The sequence below is a fragment of the Burkholderia sp. Ac-20349 genome, assembly GCF_017104865.1.
In the GTDB taxonomy this organism is placed as follows: Bacteria; Pseudomonadota; Gammaproteobacteria; order Burkholderiales; family Burkholderiaceae; genus Burkholderia; species Burkholderia aenigmatica.
Map to the genome: position 1 here is coordinate 1 of NZ_JAAGPM010000081.1, position 16,083 is coordinate 16,083.

Annotated in this window: 14 protein-coding genes and 1 pseudogene; 10 read left to right on the top strand and 5 right to left on the bottom strand. The window is 64.9% G+C overall.

What is annotated here, in order from left to right:
- Together G3N61_RS24295 and G3N61_RS24300 are read left to right on the top strand one after the other, a co-directional pair.
- Positions 1–859 (top strand): IS3 family transposase (locus G3N61_RS24295; RefSeq protein ID WP_241017887.1); only part of this gene is annotated, 859 nt, incomplete at its 5' end.
- Between the two features lie 506 nt (positions 860–1,365).
- Positions 1,366–1,656, top strand: coding sequence for a putative quinol monooxygenase (locus G3N61_RS24300; RefSeq protein WP_043182565.1), 291 nt, complete (start codon positions 1,366–1,368; stop codon positions 1,654–1,656).
- A gap of 40 nt (positions 1,657–1,696) precedes the next feature.
- Here the strand turns inward: G3N61_RS24300 and G3N61_RS24305 are convergent, their stop codons facing one another.
- The 3 genes from G3N61_RS24305 to G3N61_RS24315 all read right to left on the bottom strand — a co-directional run bounded on the left by G3N61_RS24305 (position 1,697) and on the right by G3N61_RS24315 (position 3,306).
- Positions 1,697–1,954, bottom strand: coding sequence for a hypothetical protein (locus tag G3N61_RS24305; RefSeq protein ID WP_021162409.1), 258 nt, complete (start codon positions 1,952–1,954; stop codon positions 1,697–1,699).
- Between the two features lie 136 nt (positions 1,955–2,090).
- Positions 2,091–2,369: a hypothetical protein gene (locus G3N61_RS24310; RefSeq protein WP_011351789.1), complete on the bottom strand. Its 279-nt coding sequence runs from the start codon at positions 2,367–2,369 to the stop codon at positions 2,091–2,093.
- A 220-nt stretch (positions 2,370–2,589) separates the two neighbouring features.
- Positions 2,590–3,306 carry a YdcF family protein gene (locus G3N61_RS24315; RefSeq protein ID WP_205823782.1) on the bottom strand — a complete coding sequence of 239 codons (717 nt, stop codon included), beginning with the start codon at positions 3,304–3,306 and terminating at the stop codon, positions 2,590–2,592.
- A 157-nt stretch (positions 3,307–3,463) separates the two neighbouring features.
- Between G3N61_RS24315 and G3N61_RS24320 the strand changes: the two genes are divergently transcribed.
- Positions 3,464–3,781, top strand: a complete 318-nt coding sequence (locus tag G3N61_RS24320; protein ID WP_011351791.1) for a hypothetical protein — start codon at positions 3,464–3,466, stop codon at positions 3,779–3,781.
- Between the two features lie 194 nt (positions 3,782–3,975).
- Here G3N61_RS24320 and G3N61_RS39690 read toward each other — a convergent pair whose 3' ends face one another.
- Both G3N61_RS39690 and G3N61_RS24330 read right to left on the bottom strand, forming a co-directional pair.
- Positions 3,976–4,227 (bottom strand): hypothetical protein, encoded by a 252-nt coding sequence (locus G3N61_RS39690; protein WP_080741559.1) that lies wholly within the window; start codon positions 4,225–4,227, stop codon positions 3,976–3,978.
- A 210-nt stretch (positions 4,228–4,437) separates the two neighbouring features.
- A pseudogene (locus G3N61_RS24330) lies at positions 4,438–4,824 on the bottom strand (transposase); the annotation flags it as partial.
- Between the two features lie 431 nt (positions 4,825–5,255).
- On the opposite strand from G3N61_RS24330, the gene G3N61_RS24335 reads away from it, so the two are divergent.
- From G3N61_RS24335 to infB, 7 genes are all read left to right on the top strand, one after another.
- Complete coding sequence (locus tag G3N61_RS24335) at positions 5,256–6,158, top strand: LysR family transcriptional regulator (protein WP_089450360.1); 903 nt, start codon at positions 5,256–5,258, stop codon at positions 6,156–6,158.
- A gap of 75 nt (positions 6,159–6,233) precedes the next feature.
- Entirely contained in the window at positions 6,234–7,436 is a 1,203-nt protein-coding gene (locus G3N61_RS24340; RefSeq protein WP_205823784.1) for a pyridoxal phosphate-dependent aminotransferase, read from the top strand.
- A gap of 272 nt (positions 7,437–7,708) precedes the next feature.
- Positions 7,709–8,740, top strand: a complete 1,032-nt coding sequence (scpB, locus tag G3N61_RS24345) for an SMC-Scp complex subunit ScpB (RefSeq protein ID WP_205823785.1) — start codon at positions 7,709–7,711, stop codon at positions 8,738–8,740.
- 60 nt (positions 8,741–8,800) lie between these two features.
- Positions 8,801–10,579 (top strand): 23S rRNA pseudouridine(2605) synthase RluB, encoded by a 1,779-nt coding sequence (rluB, locus tag G3N61_RS24350; RefSeq protein WP_089450363.1) that lies wholly within the window; start codon positions 8,801–8,803, stop codon positions 10,577–10,579.
- 453 nt (positions 10,580–11,032) lie between these two features.
- The gene (gene rimP, locus G3N61_RS24355) at positions 11,033–11,491 is read left to right on the top strand and encodes a ribosome maturation factor RimP (RefSeq protein WP_014897219.1); all 459 of its coding nucleotides are present in this window, start codon (positions 11,033–11,035) and stop codon (positions 11,489–11,491) included.
- Positions 11,491–12,966 carry a transcription termination factor NusA gene (nusA, locus tag G3N61_RS24360; RefSeq protein WP_043182579.1) on the top strand — a complete coding sequence of 492 codons (1,476 nt, stop codon included), beginning with the start codon at positions 11,491–11,493 and terminating at the stop codon, positions 12,964–12,966. Before rimP ends, nusA begins: the two co-directional genes overlap by 1 nt.
- Positions 12,967–13,057: 91 nt before the next feature.
- On the top strand, positions 13,058–15,991 hold the full coding sequence (gene infB, locus G3N61_RS24365; RefSeq protein ID WP_043182581.1) for a translation initiation factor IF-2: 2,934 nt from the start codon (positions 13,058–13,060) through the stop codon (positions 15,989–15,991).
- The last annotated feature ends 92 nt before the right edge of the window (positions 15,992–16,083 follow it).

Genomic DNA, 16,083 nt, shown 5'->3' on the forward strand with positions numbered 1-16,083 from the left:
TGCCGAATTGCTCAAGCAACTCGGCGGGAATCGCCGGCAGGTCTACCGGTTTGGCTTTCGGTTTGCGAGGCATATAGTCTCCTTCGGAGCATCATATGCCTTGAACACGAAATTACTGACAGGCCCCACCTCGCTGGTACAGAACATCCGCCTGCGACAACCGAGGCTGGGCACGCGCAAGCTGCATCATCTGCTCGGACCAGCGCTGGTCGAGCGTGGCATCAAGCTGGGGCGGGACCGGCTATTCGACGTGCTGCGCACCGCGCGCCTACTGGTCGCGCCACACCGCGCGTATCACAAGACCACCCATAGCCATCACCGCTTCCGGCGCCATCCGAACCTATTGAAAGCCGGCCCGGAGCAAATTGTGCCGAAAGCCCCCGAGCAGGTTTGGGTTGCCGACATCACCTATCTGCCGACCGCTGGTCCGTTCGTGTACCTGAGCCTTGTGACCGACGCGTTCTCGCGCAAGATCGTCGGCTACCACGTCCATGACAGCCTGCAGACCGAGCAAGTCAGTCAGGCGCTCAAGAAGGCGTTGCGTACGCGCCGAAGCCGCCAGCCGTTGATCCATCATTCCGATCGCGGAATCCAGTACTGCTCGACGTATTACCAGGACATCCATCGACGCCATGGTCTGCGCTGCTCGATGACCGATGGCTACGACTGCTATCAGAATGCACTGGCAGAGCGGATCAACGGCATCCTTAAAGGCGAGTTCTTACTGCATCGCCCGGCCGATCTCAAGCAGGCCGCAAAGATGGTCGAACAGTCGGTGAACATCTACAACTGCGAGCGGCCACATGCCGCCCTCAAATACAAAACGCCCGATGCGGTGCATCGGGCGTTTAGCGGGTGAATACTGTCAACCTATTCCAGGACTTGACACCGCTCGTCTGCGCACGCGTGTGCGGGAGGTTCGGTCCCTCCTCGTGACGTTACGTAACATCCGCGCGTTACGACGGCAGAACGTCTGCCACATTGTCACCAACAAAAATTTTGTCCTTATAAATCAATGGGGTGCTCGGCGTGTGGCGGCTGGCATGCAATCTGCTTTATATGTTGGAATCGTTGGAACAGGGAGGATGGCGTCAGATGCCGGGGGTGCGCCGCGAGCGCCCGATCAACGGTATCGACGTCCTCGAATGCCGATGCGACAAGCATCGGCGCAACAGATGACGATCCGCGCCAGCGTGCGGATCTCGATGGCCCCGTCGCCTATCCTCGTAGGGCGACGGTTTCGCCCGCGCTTCTCTGAAGCGCGGGCTATTTTTTTGGGGCCGTCGTGCGGTGTCGTGCTGGCGCAGCCGATGCGCGATTCACGATTCGCGTATTCTCGGACTTTTCCAGATGAAGGGGGTGGGAATGGCGGAAATTGCAGTCGTGGCGCTGATCGTGGCGAAGCCGGGCGCCGAGGAGATGTTGCGTGCCCAGCTCGAAGGGATCGTCGAGCCGACCCGCAATGAAGCGGGCGCATTGCAATACGACCTGCATCGGGACCTGAAGGAGCCCGCGCGGTTCGTATTCGTCGAGCGCTGGGAAAGCGAGGAGGCACTTGCCGCTCATGCGCGCTCCGCGCACATTCTCGCTTATCGCGAAGCGGCCGCGAACTGGATCGAGCGTTCCGAAATCCGCGTGCTGTCGAAGCTCGTCTGAGCCGGGTGGGGCGACCGGACACGTCCGGTCGCGGGGTGCGTCAGTGCGACGTGTTGGGTACGTCGAGGATCAGGATGATCGTCCAGTCGGCGTCGCCGTCGTGATGATACTGGCGCTCTGCCACGATGAACGGTTGCTGCTTGCCTTGGGGGCCGAGGAAAAGCACGTCGCCCTCCATCGGCAGGCACTCGATCGGCGGCAGCGCGAGGAACGCGTCGGCCGAGCCGCGGGGCATCAGTTGCTTGATCTGGCGAGTGGCGGCTTCGGTCCACTCGATGTCGAGTTGAATGTTGCTCATGCTGTCCTCCGCACCGGGGTGCGCACGGGTGGAAAATTTCGGTGCGCGACTTTAGCACAGCGCACGGGCACCGCAACCAAAAAAGCCGAACCCGGTTGCCCGGATTCGGCTTTTCGCTTGTGCGGTGCCGCCGAACTTACTGGCTGGCAGCGTCTGCGGCCTTGGCAGCCTTCTTGCCGGCCTTCTTCGCTGCTGCCTTGTGGTGAGCAGCCTTCTTGCCGTGATGATGCTCTTCCTGCATCGCCGGCTGTGCGGCTTCGGCCGCTTGCTGCTGCTGCAGTGCTTGTGCGCGCTGCTCGATCTCGGAGATCTTGGCCGGATCGGTGATCGTCTTGATTTCCGTGCTCTCTTGCGCATACGCTGCGCCAGTCAGCGCCGACATCGCTACCAGGATAGCCAGGGACGTCTTCTTCATTGCTTTACCTCCGCTAAGTGGTGATGAACCCGAGTGTTGCCGTTTTGTCTGGCGACTGCAATCGAGTGCGTGTCGAGTGTAACAAAAGTGACGGATCAATGTGCATCCGATCGAGGCACGACGCAAGGCCCCGTTGAAGTCGCGCAACACTTCGTGCAGTTCGTCACGCGCCTGCCATCCTGGGCGCCGCCGCCATTTTCGTTCCGGTTTGCGCGAGTCGTCAGAACCATCCGAGCCATCGATAGACGTGGAATTGCGCGATGCCGATCAGTTCGTGCAGCGCCTGCTCGGCGTTGGCCACATTGCGCCAGCGCGGTAGCCAGCCCGTTTGCGCGCGTCGGCGATTCGCGTAAACGGGCTGCGGATCGATCCCGAAACGGCGGAAATCGAGCAATGCGCGGCGCATCTGATACGACGAGGTGACGAGAATGCGCGCGTCGTCATACTGTGAGCGTAGTATAGACGCAGTGAATTTCACATTTTCGTAGGTTGTGCGGCTATCCGGTTCCAGTACGAGATCCGTGGGCGCGACGCCTTCGGCGACGAGTTGGCGCCCGTATACGGCCGCCTCGGTTTCGCCGTGATGCTGCGGGTCACCACCCGACATCACCACGGTGCAGCGCTCGGCCTGCTGCCGGCAAGTGCGATAGAGCGCCGCGACCTTGTAGATGCGTGCGGCTCCGTCAGGTGGTGGCCGTAGCCCGGTGTCGGTGCGCTGCGTTCCGGCGCCGATGAGAATCAGTGTGGTTCGCCCATGCATGTCCGGGTGCTCGACGGGTACGACACCCGCCTCGGTCCAGGCGATCAGCGGCGCGGCGAGCCAGCCTGTCGCGAGCAGCCAGAACACCACAACGGCAACGATCGAGATGATTCGACGCCGCTTGTGGCAGAGCATGAAACAGATGAAGAGAAGTACAAATGAATCGAACAGAATCAATTTGATTGGGGTATGGTGTCTTTTTATGGACGGCTGACGATCCGGCCCTGACGCGACGCCGAACGTCGGCCTCCAGAATCGGTGGCGGTATCGGCTGGCGGAGATTCCGTCCGGCGCGCCGCTTCGCATTGTCGCTGCACTTTAAGAAAGAATCGAGATGGCCACGTATTCCAACGAAGCGGTGCTCGACGCATTGAGACGAGTGCAGTACCGCCAGGTACCGTGGGCACGCCGCCCGGGTGTGTTCGAGTATCTCCGTTCACTCGGGCTGATGGACACGGTCAGGCAGAAAACCGTTGCTCCCGCGCCGGGCTTCCACGCACCGGTCGACATTGCCGTGCTGACCGAAAGCGGTCGAGCCGAATTCTCGCGCCTCGAGCGCGACGAGAAATTACTTTCCTGGACCGATCGCCGCATGGCCGACTACGCATTGAGCGAAGCAAGTGCCGTGGCGATTCTCGAAAGCCGCCTGTAGCGGCCGATCATCCCGTCGCGCGCATCGCCGGGCGGCTGGCGATGCCAAAAAAAAGCCCGTATCGCGAGGATACGGGCGTACCGGATACTTTTGCTGTTGCCACGCTGTGCTCATGGCAACGTTGTGACTCGTCGCATGCGGCGCAGTTCCCGACTGCGGGCATTTTCTTTGGCGAAATCCTTAAATTGGCAGGACTACGGATGGCGCGGTCCGTCGGACGGCTGCGAGCCAACGCGCGCCCGCGCATTGCTGGCGATGTCGCCGCGCAGATCGCCACGCGGCACGGTCTGCCGGCTGGGCGAGTTGGCGGACGGTGGCTGGCGGACGGTGTTCCGGTGATCCTGCTGATGATGGGGCGGCTTCGCGCGATCATCGGCCCGGGCTGGAGCGGACAGCGCCAAGGAAATGACAATGCCGCATGCAACGAGCAGTGACATTGGTTTCATGGCGGGGCTCCCTTCAAGCCGTCGACGCGGCCTGTTGATATGTCGCTAAGGTAAGCGTGGGAGTGCAGGCTTGCTGTAAATATTGGTAAATAGATGTATCTCGGCACGACAACGGTAATCGACGGCAATGCAGGCGTCGCGAACGGGTCGCGTCGCAGAAAGAAACCGGGCGGCCGTAGCCGCCCGATCGAGCATTCGTTACGCCATCTTGACGGGCGCGCGCCAGGATTCCGGATTGGTCCAGAAGGCGCCGCGCAGCCGGTCGCGGCTCGGCGGTGCGGGCGGCTTCGCCGCGCTTGCGCCGATGCGCCCGCGCAGGGAGATCTGCCGGCCGCTCGTGCCGAGTCGCTTCACGATTTCGGCGAGCGTGCCGTCCGCCTGCCATTCGTCGAAGCGACGGCGGCAAGTCGGCGGCGACGGATAGCGGCCCGGCAGCTTCGACCAGCCTTCACCCGTCGACAGCACCCATAGCACGGCGTTCACCACCGAGCGGGCTTCCACGCGGGGGCGGCCGCGCCGCTCACTCCGTGCGGGTTCCGAGCAAAACAGACCCTCGACCAGCGCCCACTCGTTATCTCTCAAATCGTCGAACAGCATCATGTCCTCACCTCAGCGAAGCTAACTCCGGTGCGCTGCCCTGCGCCGCGCACTCTTCAAGCACTCGATCGTCGAGTGCCGGGTGGGGGCGTCCGGTTGGCCGGCAGCGGCGTTTCTGCTCTTCCGTCCGACGAAACCTGCGCCCTGTGCGCCAGGTAATGCACGAAGCGTGCCATGTCGGAGGTAATTCCCTCGTGAGCCGCTTGGCAGCGAGCTAACGGCTAAGTCAGCTAGGGGCGTATAAGACGCCAAAATAACCCGCCAGCAAATCGGGACAATCACCAATCTTGTGCAGTTCGCCCGCGCCACGTGCGTTCGCGGATGTATTGCACCGCAGCGAAACATGTGGGGCAGGTGCCTGATTCGCACATCGAAGCCGGATTCGCGCATTAAAATCACGCATCGATATCGACGATTGATGAGGTCGGGAAATGAACGTCACGCTGCGCCAGCTTCGCGTTTTCATCGAGGTCGCGCGGCTCAAGAGCTTCAGTCGCGCGGGCGGCGAGATCGGGCTCACGCAGTCTGCGGTCAGCCGTTGCGTGCGCGAGCTCGAAGCCGAGCTCGGGTTGAAGCTGATCGACCGCACGACGCGCGACGTGCAACTGACCGATGTCGGTGCGAACCTGATCGCGAGCGTGTCCCGTCTGCTCGACGATCTCGACGACACGCTGCGTGAGATTCGCGAGATCGGCGAGCAGCGCCGCGGGCGCGTGATCGTCGCGGCCAGCCCAACGATCGCATGCCGGTTGATGCCGCGCGTGGTGGCGTCGTGCGAGCGCCAGTTTCCGTTCGTGACGCTCGGCTTGCGCGATGATGTGCAGAGCGACGTGTTGCGCAAGGTGAAGTCGAGCGAGGTCGATTTCGGCGTCGTGATCGGGCCGCTCACGGTAGCCGATCTCGTCTGCGAATCGCTGATGACCGATTCGTTCTGCCTGGTCGCGCGCGCCGACCATCCGCTCGCGGCGCGTGCCGAGGTGCCCTGGACGGCGCTGGACGGCGAGCGCCTCGTGCTCCTCGATCATGCGTCGGGAAGCCGGCCGCTGATCGATGCCGCGCTGGCTGCCCATCGCGTCAACGCGACGGTCATGCAGGAGCTCGGGCATTCGGCGACCGTGTTCGGGCTCGTCGAGGCCGGCGTCGGTGTGAGCGTACAGCCGTGGCTGTCGCTGCCGCTGCCTGCCGGCTCGACGCTCGTCGCGCGGCCGCTCACGCCGCGCACCGAGCGCACGGTCGAGCTGGTGCGCCGCCGCGACCGATCGTTGTCGCCCGCTGCGCAGGCGATCTGGGAGCTCGTGCGACAGATGCCGGCAAGGGCGGAGGATCTCGACTGACGCGCAGCGCTGTGCACCGGTCCGGCTTGAGGGCCGGTACACTACGCGGATCGTGTTCCTCGATGGTGGTGCTCGATGACGCATTCCGCAGACTTTCTTCCGGTGGCCGGCGCGCCGGCGGCGCGCGACGCGGTGCACGCGTTGCGACCGTCGTTGATCCGGGAGGTGGCAAACGCCGGCTTTGGCGTGCCGGACATGCTGCCGTTCTGGTTCGGCGAATCCGATCGCGTGACGCCGGACTTCATCCGCGACGCCGCAGCCGCGGCGCTGCGCGATGGCGCAACCTTCTACACGCACAACCTCGGTACTGCGCCGCTGCGCGACGCGATCGCGGCCTACGTCAGCGCCCGTCACGGCGCGACGGCGTCCGATACCGTGGCCGTGACGAGTTCGGGCGTGAGCGCGCTGATGCTGGCCGCGCAGATGCTGGTCGGTCCGGGCGAGCGGGTCGTCGCGGTCACGCCGCTGTGGCCGAATCTCGTCGAGATTCCGAAGATTCTTGGCGCGCAGGTCGAATGCGTGCCGCTCGGCTATGGCGATGCGGGCTGGCAACTCGATGTCGGGCGGCTGCTTGCGGCGCTGACGCCCGATACGCGGATGCTGCTGATCAACTCGCCGAACAATCCGACCGGCTGGACGATGTCGCGCGACGACCAGCAAGCCGTGCTCGCCCATTGCCGCCGCCACGGCATCTGGCTGGTTGCCGATGAGGTGTACGAGCGGCTCGCGTTCGGCGCGGGCGGCGCGCCATCGTTCCTCGACATCGCGTCGCGCGACGAGCGGGTCGTCGTCGTGAATTCGTTTTCCAAAGCGTGGGCGATGACGGGCTGGCGCCTGGGGTGGCTCATCGCGCCGGCAGCGGTGATGGGCGACCTGTCGAAGCTCGTCGAGTACAACACGTCGTGCGCGCCCGGCTTCGTGCAGGCCGCAGGCGAAGTCGCGCTACGCGATGGCGAGCCGTTCGTGCGATCGTTCGTCGCGGCACTGCGCGATGCGCGCGATCACCTGGTCGCTGCGCTGCGTACCCTGCCGGGCGTCGAGGTGCCGCCTCCACCGGGCGCGATGTACCTGTTCCTGCGCCTGCCGGGCGCGGCCGACAGCCTGGCGTTCTGCAAGACACTGGTGCGCGATGCGGGGCTCGGCCTTGCGCCCGGGCGCGCATTCGGCCCGGAGGGGGAAGGGTTCGTGCGCTGGTGCTACGCATGCGATCCGGCGCGACTCGACGCGGGCGTCGAACGGCTGCGCCGGTTCCTCGCGCGCGGCGGAGCCGCCCGCTGAAGCGGGGCCGGAGCGGACACGGCGCGCCGGCGGCAGCCCGTTCGGCTCATCTTTACGCACCGGGCAATTTTGCGTAATATGGCGCTCAGTCACGCGGTTCCGTCGTTGAGCCGTGCTGTTCCGTCCGGTTTGGGCCTGGCCTGAAGTTGGTTCGCCGCCCCCGGTTCGTGCTCCCATCAATATGACCGATCAGAATCGGGCGAGCGCGTCTTCCGTTCCTTTCGTCTGTTTGTTGATCCGGTTCGTTTGACCACAGGGTCTGACCTAGCTGCATGAATACCCAAGAGGCGAAGATCGTCCTCGAGACTGCTTTGATCTGCGCGCAGGAACCGCTGAAACTCGGCGATTTGCGCAAGCTCTTTGCCGACGGCGTGTCGGCTGACACGGTCCGCACGTTGCTCGAAGATCTGAAACAGGATTGGTCCGGCCGCGGCGTCGAACTGGTGGCGCTGGCAACCGGATGGCGCTTCCAGAGCAAGCCGGCGATGCGTCATTATCTGGATCGCCTGCATCCCGAGAAGCCGCCGAAATATTCGCGCGCGGTGCTCGAAACGCTCGCGATCATCGCGTACCGGCAGCCCGTCACGCGCGGCGACATCGAAGAGATTCGCGGTGTGACGGTCAATACGCAGGTGGTCAAGCAACTCGAGGATCGCGGCTGGATCGAAGTGATCGGCCATCGCGACGTGCCGGGGCGCCCGGCGCTGTATGCGACGACCAAGCAGTTCCTCGACGACCTCGGCCTGAAGGCGCTCGATGATCTGCCTGCGCTCGAAGAGCCGGCCGCGAACATCGAGGCTGCGCTGCTGGCTCAGCAGGCAATGGATTTCGACGAGGGCATGCCGGTTGCCGACCACGCAGCGGGCGATACGTCGCACGCGGATGAGGCATCCGCCGGCCAATCGGCAGGATTGCCGGATGGTCCCGCGGCGGACGTCGCGTCGACGCAGGAAATCCCGAGTCGCGATACGCTCGATGCTGATCGCGGGCAAACGGAACAATTGGAACAGGCTGGCGCCGAAGCAGTGCCGGCCGGTGTGCAGCCCGAGCCGCTGCGCGCGGATTGGAGCGAGGAAGATCGCAAGCCGGCTGCCGAAACGGTTGCCGGAGACGGAGCGGAAGCGGCCGGCGACATGCCCGGCGAGGCCGGCCAGGCCGACGCCTCCCGTTCCCGTCCCGCGGACGGCGAGATGCTGGACGATACGTCCGACAGTCTCGCCGACGCCGTACGAAGCGCCAGTGCACCGATCGGTGCCGACGCGCTGCCGGACGACGAAGCAGAACCCGAACAGCGTCGCGCCTGATCGCGGCCAACTTCTTGCCGCGCCCGAGCCGGGCGCGAGACCTGACATTTTGAGGTTGTTTTGACAGATATCCACGATATTGAATCGTCCGCGCCTGCCGTACAGGCAGCGCGTGCCGACGATGCGCCGGAGCAGGGCGCTTCGGCCGAGGGTGGCGACGAGCGTCCCCGCCGCGGTCTGCGGCGAGGCCCGCGTAGCCTGATCGCGCGGCGTCGCGCGGCGGCCAAGTCGAAGGGCGCCGAAGGCGAGCCGCAGGGCGAAGAAAGCGCTGACGCGCAGCCGGCCGAAGCCGCCGAAGCGCAGCAGCCGGCGCGTGCGCCGCGCAAGGAAGGTGCAGCCAAGGGTGCTCGCAAGCCGGCCGCCAAGCGCGAAGGGGCGGCCAAGGCCCAAGGCGGCCAGGCTGGCCAGGGCCGTCGCGGCGCTGCGGCGAAGGTTGAAAGCGGCACGGTGAAGGCGGAAGGCGATGCGTCCCAGGACGAGCTGTTCGCCTACGTGACGTCGCCGGCATTCGATGCGGACAATTCCGCGGGCGGTAGCGGCGTGCGTGCGCCGATGCTGCGTCGCGGTCGCAGCCAGCCGGCGAACAAGCGTGTGCTGTCGCCGGACGACGATGCGCCGAAGCTGCACAAGGTGCTGGCGGAAGCGGGCATGGGCTCGCGCCGCGAAATGGAAGAGCTGATCGTCGCCGGCCGCGTGTCGGTGAACGGCGAGCCCGCACACATCGGCCAGCGCATCATGCCGACCGACCAGGTGCGGATCAACGGCAAGCCGGTCAAGCGCAAGCTGCCGAACAAGCCGCCGCGCGTGCTGCTGTACCACAAGCCGACGGGCGAGATCGTCAGCCACGCAGATCCGGAAGGCCGTCCGTCGGTGTTCGACCGCCTGCCGCCGATGAAGACGGCGAAATGGCTCGCGGTGGGCCGCCTCGACTTCAATACCGAAGGTCTGCTGATGCTGACGACTTCGGGTGACCTCGCGAACCGCTTCATGCATCCGCGCTACAGCGTCGAGCGCGAGTACGCGGTGCGCGTCGTCGGCGAGCTGGCCGAAGGCATGCGGCAGAAGCTGCTGCATGGCGTCGAGCTCGATGACGGCCCGGCGAACTTCCTGCGCATCCGCGACGGTGGCGGCGAGGGCACGAACCACTGGTATCACGTCGCGCTGGCCGAAGGCCGCAACCGCGAAGTGCGCCGTATGTTCGAGGCGGTCGGCCTGATGGTGAGCCGTCTGATCCGTACGCGCCACGGCCCGATTCCGCTGCCGCGCGGTCTGAAGCGCGGTCGCTGGGAAGAGCTCGACGATGCGCAGGTGCGCAAGCTGATGGCGACCGTCGGCCTGAAGGCGCCGTCCGAGGAGAAGGGCAAGCGCGGCGGTGCCGGCCAGGCCGAGCGTCGTCAGCCCGATCCGATGCAGACGTCGATGGGCTTCATCGGCCGCGAGCCGGTGCTGACGACGCACGGGCAGCTGGATCAGCCGCGTCGCGGCGGTGGTCGCCGCGGCGGACCGGGCCTGCCGGGTCTGAGCGGCTACGGCAGCCTGCCGGTCGCGCCGTCGGGCTACGGCAATCGCACTGGCGGCGGCCGGGATGGCAACCGTGCGGGCGGCGGACGCGATGGTAATCGCGCTGGCGGTGGCGGTGGCGGTGGCCGTGGCGATGTCGACGGCAATCGTGCGTCGTATGGCGCGGGCCCCAAGCGCGACAGCGCGGGACCCAAACGCGGCGGCAGCAAGGGCGGCAACCGCAACCCGAACGGCAATCGTGCCGAGGGCGCCGCCGGCAGCGGTGGTGGTGCGCGCGGCGGCCAGCGTCCGCAGCGCAGCCGCACGCGCAGCCGCTAAGCGTTCAGGCATGCGGCGGTGCAAAGCCGCCGGCGTACCGGAGGGATCGGCAGTCGTCCGGTTCTGTCGGTGCGACGCGTTGCGTTTATTGCTTTCGGCTATATATGTCGCGTGCCGCTGCTTGGCCGCCGGCATAACCGATCACCGGCGTGCCACGATGGCGCCGGTCGATCGGGCAGCCCGATTTCGCATTTTGGGCCCGTAAAGGCAGGCAACACGCTGCTTTTACCGGCTGGCTTGGCGTTTACGCCAAAAATCGCTATAATCGCGAAGTCGCTGGGCGTACGGATTCAATGTGCGGCTCAGGTGCGACCACCAGTAAGAAGATGGGCGTTCCGCCCATTTTTTTTTGCTGAAACGGTTAGGCATCTCGGGTAGCGCTTCCTGCGCCGGCTAAGGCGCGCGCCCGCGGGTGAATCGCGAGCGGCGGGCGCGAACACCTGAGAGGACACAGTGCAACTGACGGAACTGATAGAAACCACGGTCACCGGGCTCGGCTACGAGTTGGTGGATCTCGAGCGCACCGGGCGCGGCATGCTTTGCATCTACATCGATCAGCCTGCCGGCATCTCGCTCGAAGATTGCGAAAAGGTCACGCGTCAGCTCCAGCACGTCTTGACGGTCGAAAACATCGATTACGAACGGCTCGAAGTCTCGTCCCCGGGGCTCGACCGCCCGTTGAAGAAGCTGGCCGACTTCGAGCGCTTCGCCGGCAGCGAAGTTTCCGTGACTTTGAAAAAGCCGCTGGACGGGCGCAAGACGTACCGGGGCATTCTGCACGCGCCGAATGGCGAAACGATCGGTTTGGAATTTGAGAGGAAGAAGGGCGAGGCGGCCATGCTGGATTTCACGCTGGCCGATATCGACAAAGCCCGCCTGATTCCGCAAGTTGACTTTAGGAGCCGCAAATAATGAGTCGCGAAGTGTTGATGCTGGTGGATGCGCTGGCGCGCGAGAAAAACGTCGACAAGGATGTGGTGCTGGGCGCCCTCGAGGCTGCGCTCGCGTCCGCTTCCAAGAAGCTGTTCGACGAAGGCGCCGAAATCCGCGTCCATATCGATCGCGAAAGCGGCGAGCACGAAACCTTCCGTCGCTGGCTCGTCGTACCCGACGAGGCAGGCTTGCAGGAGCCGGATCGCGAGATCCTGCTGTTCGAAGCACGTGAGCAGAAGCCCGACGTCGAAGTCGGCGAGTATGTCGAGGAACCCGTTCCGTCGATCGAGTTCGGTCGCATCGGCGCGCAGGCCGCGAAGCAGGTGATCCTGCAGAAGGTGCGCGACGCCGAGCGCGAGCAGATCCTGAACGACTACCTCGAGCGTGGCGAAAAGATCATGACGGGTACGGTGAAGCGCCTCGACAAGGGCAACTTCATCGTCGAATCGGGCCGTGTCGAGGCGCTGCTGCGCCGCGATCAGCTGATCCCGAAGGAAAACCTGCGCGTGGGTGACCGCGTGCGCGCGTACATCGCGAAGGTCGACCGCACCGCGCGCGGCCCGCAGATCGAGCTGTCGCGTACGGCGCCCGAATTCCTGATGAAGCTGTTCGAGATGGAAGTGCCGGAAATCGAGCAGGGCCTGCTCGAGATCAAGGCGGCTGCCCGCGACCCGGGCGTGCGCGCGAAGATCGGCGTCATCGCGTACGACAAGCGGATCGATCCGATCGGCACCTGCGTCGGCATCCGCGGTTCCCGCGTGCAGGCCGTGCGCAACGAGCTCGGTGGCGAAAACATCGACATCGTGCTATGGTCGGAGGATCCCGCCCAGTTCGTGATCGGCGCGCTCGCGCCGGCAGCTGTTCAGTCGATTGTCGTCGATGAAGAAAAGCACTCGATGGACGTCGTCGTCGACGAGAACGAGCTGGCTGTCGCGATCGGCCGCAGCGGTCAGAACGTTCGCCTTGCAGGCGAGCTGACCGGCTGGCAGATCAACATCATGACGCCGGACGAATCCGCCCTGAAGCAGGGTGAAGAGCGCGACCGGCTGCGTGCGCTGTTCATGGCGCGTCTCGACGTCGACGAAGAAGTTGCCGACATCCTGATCGACGAAGGCTTCACGAGCCTGGAAGAGATCGCGTACGTGCCGCTCAACGAAATGCTCGAAATCGAGGCGTTCGACGAGGACACCGTGCACGAACTGCGCAACCGCGCACGCGACGCGCTGTTGACGATGGCCATCGCGAACGAAGAAAAGGTCGAGAACGCAGCGCTGGATCTCAAGAGCCTCGACGGCATCACGCCGGAGTTGCTTGCGAAGCTGGCCGAACACGGCATGCAGACGCGAGACGATCTCGCCGAGCTGGCTGTGGATGAACTGGTCGACATGACCGGGATGGAAGAGGATGCCGCTAAGGCGTTGATCATGAAAGCACGTGAACACTGGTTCCAGTGAGAAATGACCATGGCGCACTGATTTGATGGCGGCCGTATGGCCTGACCCGATGCTAACCGCAAGGAATCGGTCCTTGCACTAAGAGGAATGAATGGCGAGTAACAACGTAGCCCAATTTGCCGCGGAACTGAAAATGCCTGCTGGTGTGCTGCTCGAACAGCTGCAGGCAGCGGGCGTCCAGAAAGCGAGTGAAGACGATGCGCTGTCCGAAACGGACAAGGCGCGTCTGCTCGATCATTTGCGCAAGTCGCACGGCGCAACCGACGGCGACAAGCGCAAGATCACGCTGACCCGCAAGCATACGTCGGAGATCAAGCAATCTGACGCGACGGGCAAGGCTCGCACCATTCAGGTCGAGGTCCGCAAGAAGCGTACGTTCGTCAAGCGCGACGACGCGAGCGAGGGTGCGGAACAGGGTCAGGCGCAGGTCGCCGAAGCGGATGACGACGCAGAACTGAAGCGTCGCGAAGAAGAAGCGCGCCGCGAGGCCGAGCTGCTCGAGAAGCAGGCGCAGGAACTGCGCGAGCGTCAGGAGCGCCTCGAGCGCGAGGAAGCAGAGCGCCGTGCCCGCGAGGAAGCGGCTGAAGCCGAGCGCCGTCGTGCCGAGGAAGAAGCGGCGGCGAAGCGTGCTGCGGCTGAAGCTGCGGCGGCACAGCAGCAGGCAGCCGCGCAGCAGCAGGCGGCCGCACAGCAGGCTGCTGCTTCCGAACCGGAAGCGGCGACTGCGCAGTCCGCGCAGGACGAAGCACGCGCAGCCGCCGAACGTGCGGCACAGCGCGAAGCGGCGAAGAAGGCTGAAGACGCTGCTCGCGAGGCAGCGGACAAGGCGCGCGCCGAGCAGGAAGAGATCAGCAAGCGTCGTGCGGCGGCAGAAGCCGAAGCGCGTGCGATTCGCGAAATGATGAACACGCCGCGCAAGGCCGTGGTCAAGGCAGTCGAGCCGCCGAAGCCGGTCGAGCCGCCGAAGCCGGCCGAAGCGAAGGGCACGCTGCACAAGCCGGCAAAGCCGGAAGGTGCGCAGGCGCGTCCGGCCGTGAAGAAGCCGGCCGGTGCTGCAGCACCGGCTACGACTGCGCCGGCAGGCGCGGGCGACCGCAACAAGAAGCCGGGCGCAGGCAAGGGCGGCTGGCAGGACGACGCATCGAAGCGTCGCGGCATCAAGACGCGCGGCGATTCGAGCGGCGGCGTCGACCGCGGCTGGCGCGGCGGCCCGAAGGGTCGCGGCCGTCACCAGGACAGCTCGACGTTCCAGGCGCCGACCGAACCGATCGTCCGCGAAGTGCACGTGCCGGAAACCGTGTCGGTTGCCGACCTCGCGCACAAGATGTCGGTCAAGGCCTCCGAAGTCATCAAGGTGATGATGAAGATGGGCCAGATGGTCACGATCAACCAGGTGCTGGACCAGGAAACGGCGATGATCATCGTCGAGGAACTGGGCCACCGCGCGGTTGCCGCGAAGCTGGACGATCCGGAAGCGCTGCTCGTCGAAGGCGAAACGGGTACCGATGCGGAGCAACTGCCGCGTCCGCCGGTCGTCACGGTCATGGGTCACGTCGACCACGGCAAGACCTCGCTGCTCGACCACATCCGCCGCGCGAAGGTTGCCGCTGGCGAAGCGGGCGGCATTACGCAGCACATCGGCGCTTATCACGTCGACACGCCGCGTGGCGTCATCACGTTCCTCGATACGCCGGGTCACGAAGCGTTCACGGCAATGCGTGCACGCGGCGCGAAGGCGACCGACATCGTGGTGCTGGTGGTGGCAGCCGACGACGGCGTGATGCCGCAGACGAAGGAAGCCATCGCCCACGCAAAGGCAGGCGGTGTGCCGATCGTCGTCGCGATCAACAAGATCGACAAGCCGGACGCGAATCTCGATCGCGTCAAGCAGGAACTGGTCGCGGAAGGCGTCGTGCCGGAAGAGTACGGTGGCGATTCGCCGTTCGTGCCGGTTTCGGCGAAGACGGGCGCGGGCATCGACGATCTGCTCGAGAACGTGCTGCTGCAAGCCGAAGTGCTGGAACTGAAGGCACCGGTCGAGGCGCCGGCCAAGGGCATCGTGATCGAAGCGAAGCTCGACAAGGGCAAGGGCCCGGTCGCGACGATCCTGGTGCAGTCCGGTACGCTGAACCGAGGCGACGTCGTGCTGGCGGGTACGGCCTACGGCCGCGTGCGCGCGATGCTCGACGAGAACGGCAAGCCGACGAAGGAAGCCGGCCCGTCGATCCCGGTCGAAATCCAGGGGCTGTCGGAAGTGCCGGGTGCGGGCGAAGAAGTGATCGTGCTGCCGGACGAGCGCAAGGCGCGTGAAATCGCACTGTTCCGTCAAGGCAAGTTCCGCGACGTCAAGCTTGCGAAGCAGCAGGCCGCGAAGCTGGAAAGCATGCTCGAGCAGATGGGCGAAGGCGAAGTGCAGAACCTGCCGCTCATCATCAAGGCGGACGTGCAAGGCTCGCAGGAAGCACTCGTGCAGTCGCTGCTCAAGCTGTCGACCGACGAAGTGCGCGTGCAGATCGTGCACAGCGCGGTGGGTGGCATCAGCGAAAACGACGTCAACCTCGCAACGGCATCGAAGGCGGTCATCATCGGCTTCAACACGCGTGCAGATGCACAGGCGCGCAAGCTGGCCGAGTCGAACGGCATCGACATCCGTTACTACAACATCATCTATGACGCAGTGGATGAGGTGAAGGCGGCGATGTCGGGCATGCTGGCGCCGGAGAAGCGCGAAGTCATCACCGGCATGGTCGAGGTGCGCCAGGTCTTCAAGGTACCGAAGATCGGTGCAGTCGCCGGCTGTATGGTGACGGACGGTATCGTCAAGCGCTCGTCGTCGGTGCGCGTGCTGCGCAACAACGTCGTGATCTTCACGGGCGAACTCGAATCGCTGAAGCGCTTCAAGGACGACGTGAAGGAAGTGAAGCAAGGCTTCGAGTGCGGTATGTCGGTGAAGAACTTCAACGACATCGTCGAAGGCGACCAGTTCGAAGTCTTCGAAGTGACCGAAGTCGCGCGTACGCTGTAACCCTCGCGCATCGGCTCATGGGCGGGGCAGGCTTGGGCCTGTCCCGCCCATTTTCATGGTGGCGTGCCAACACTGGCCGCCGCTTTATCCTG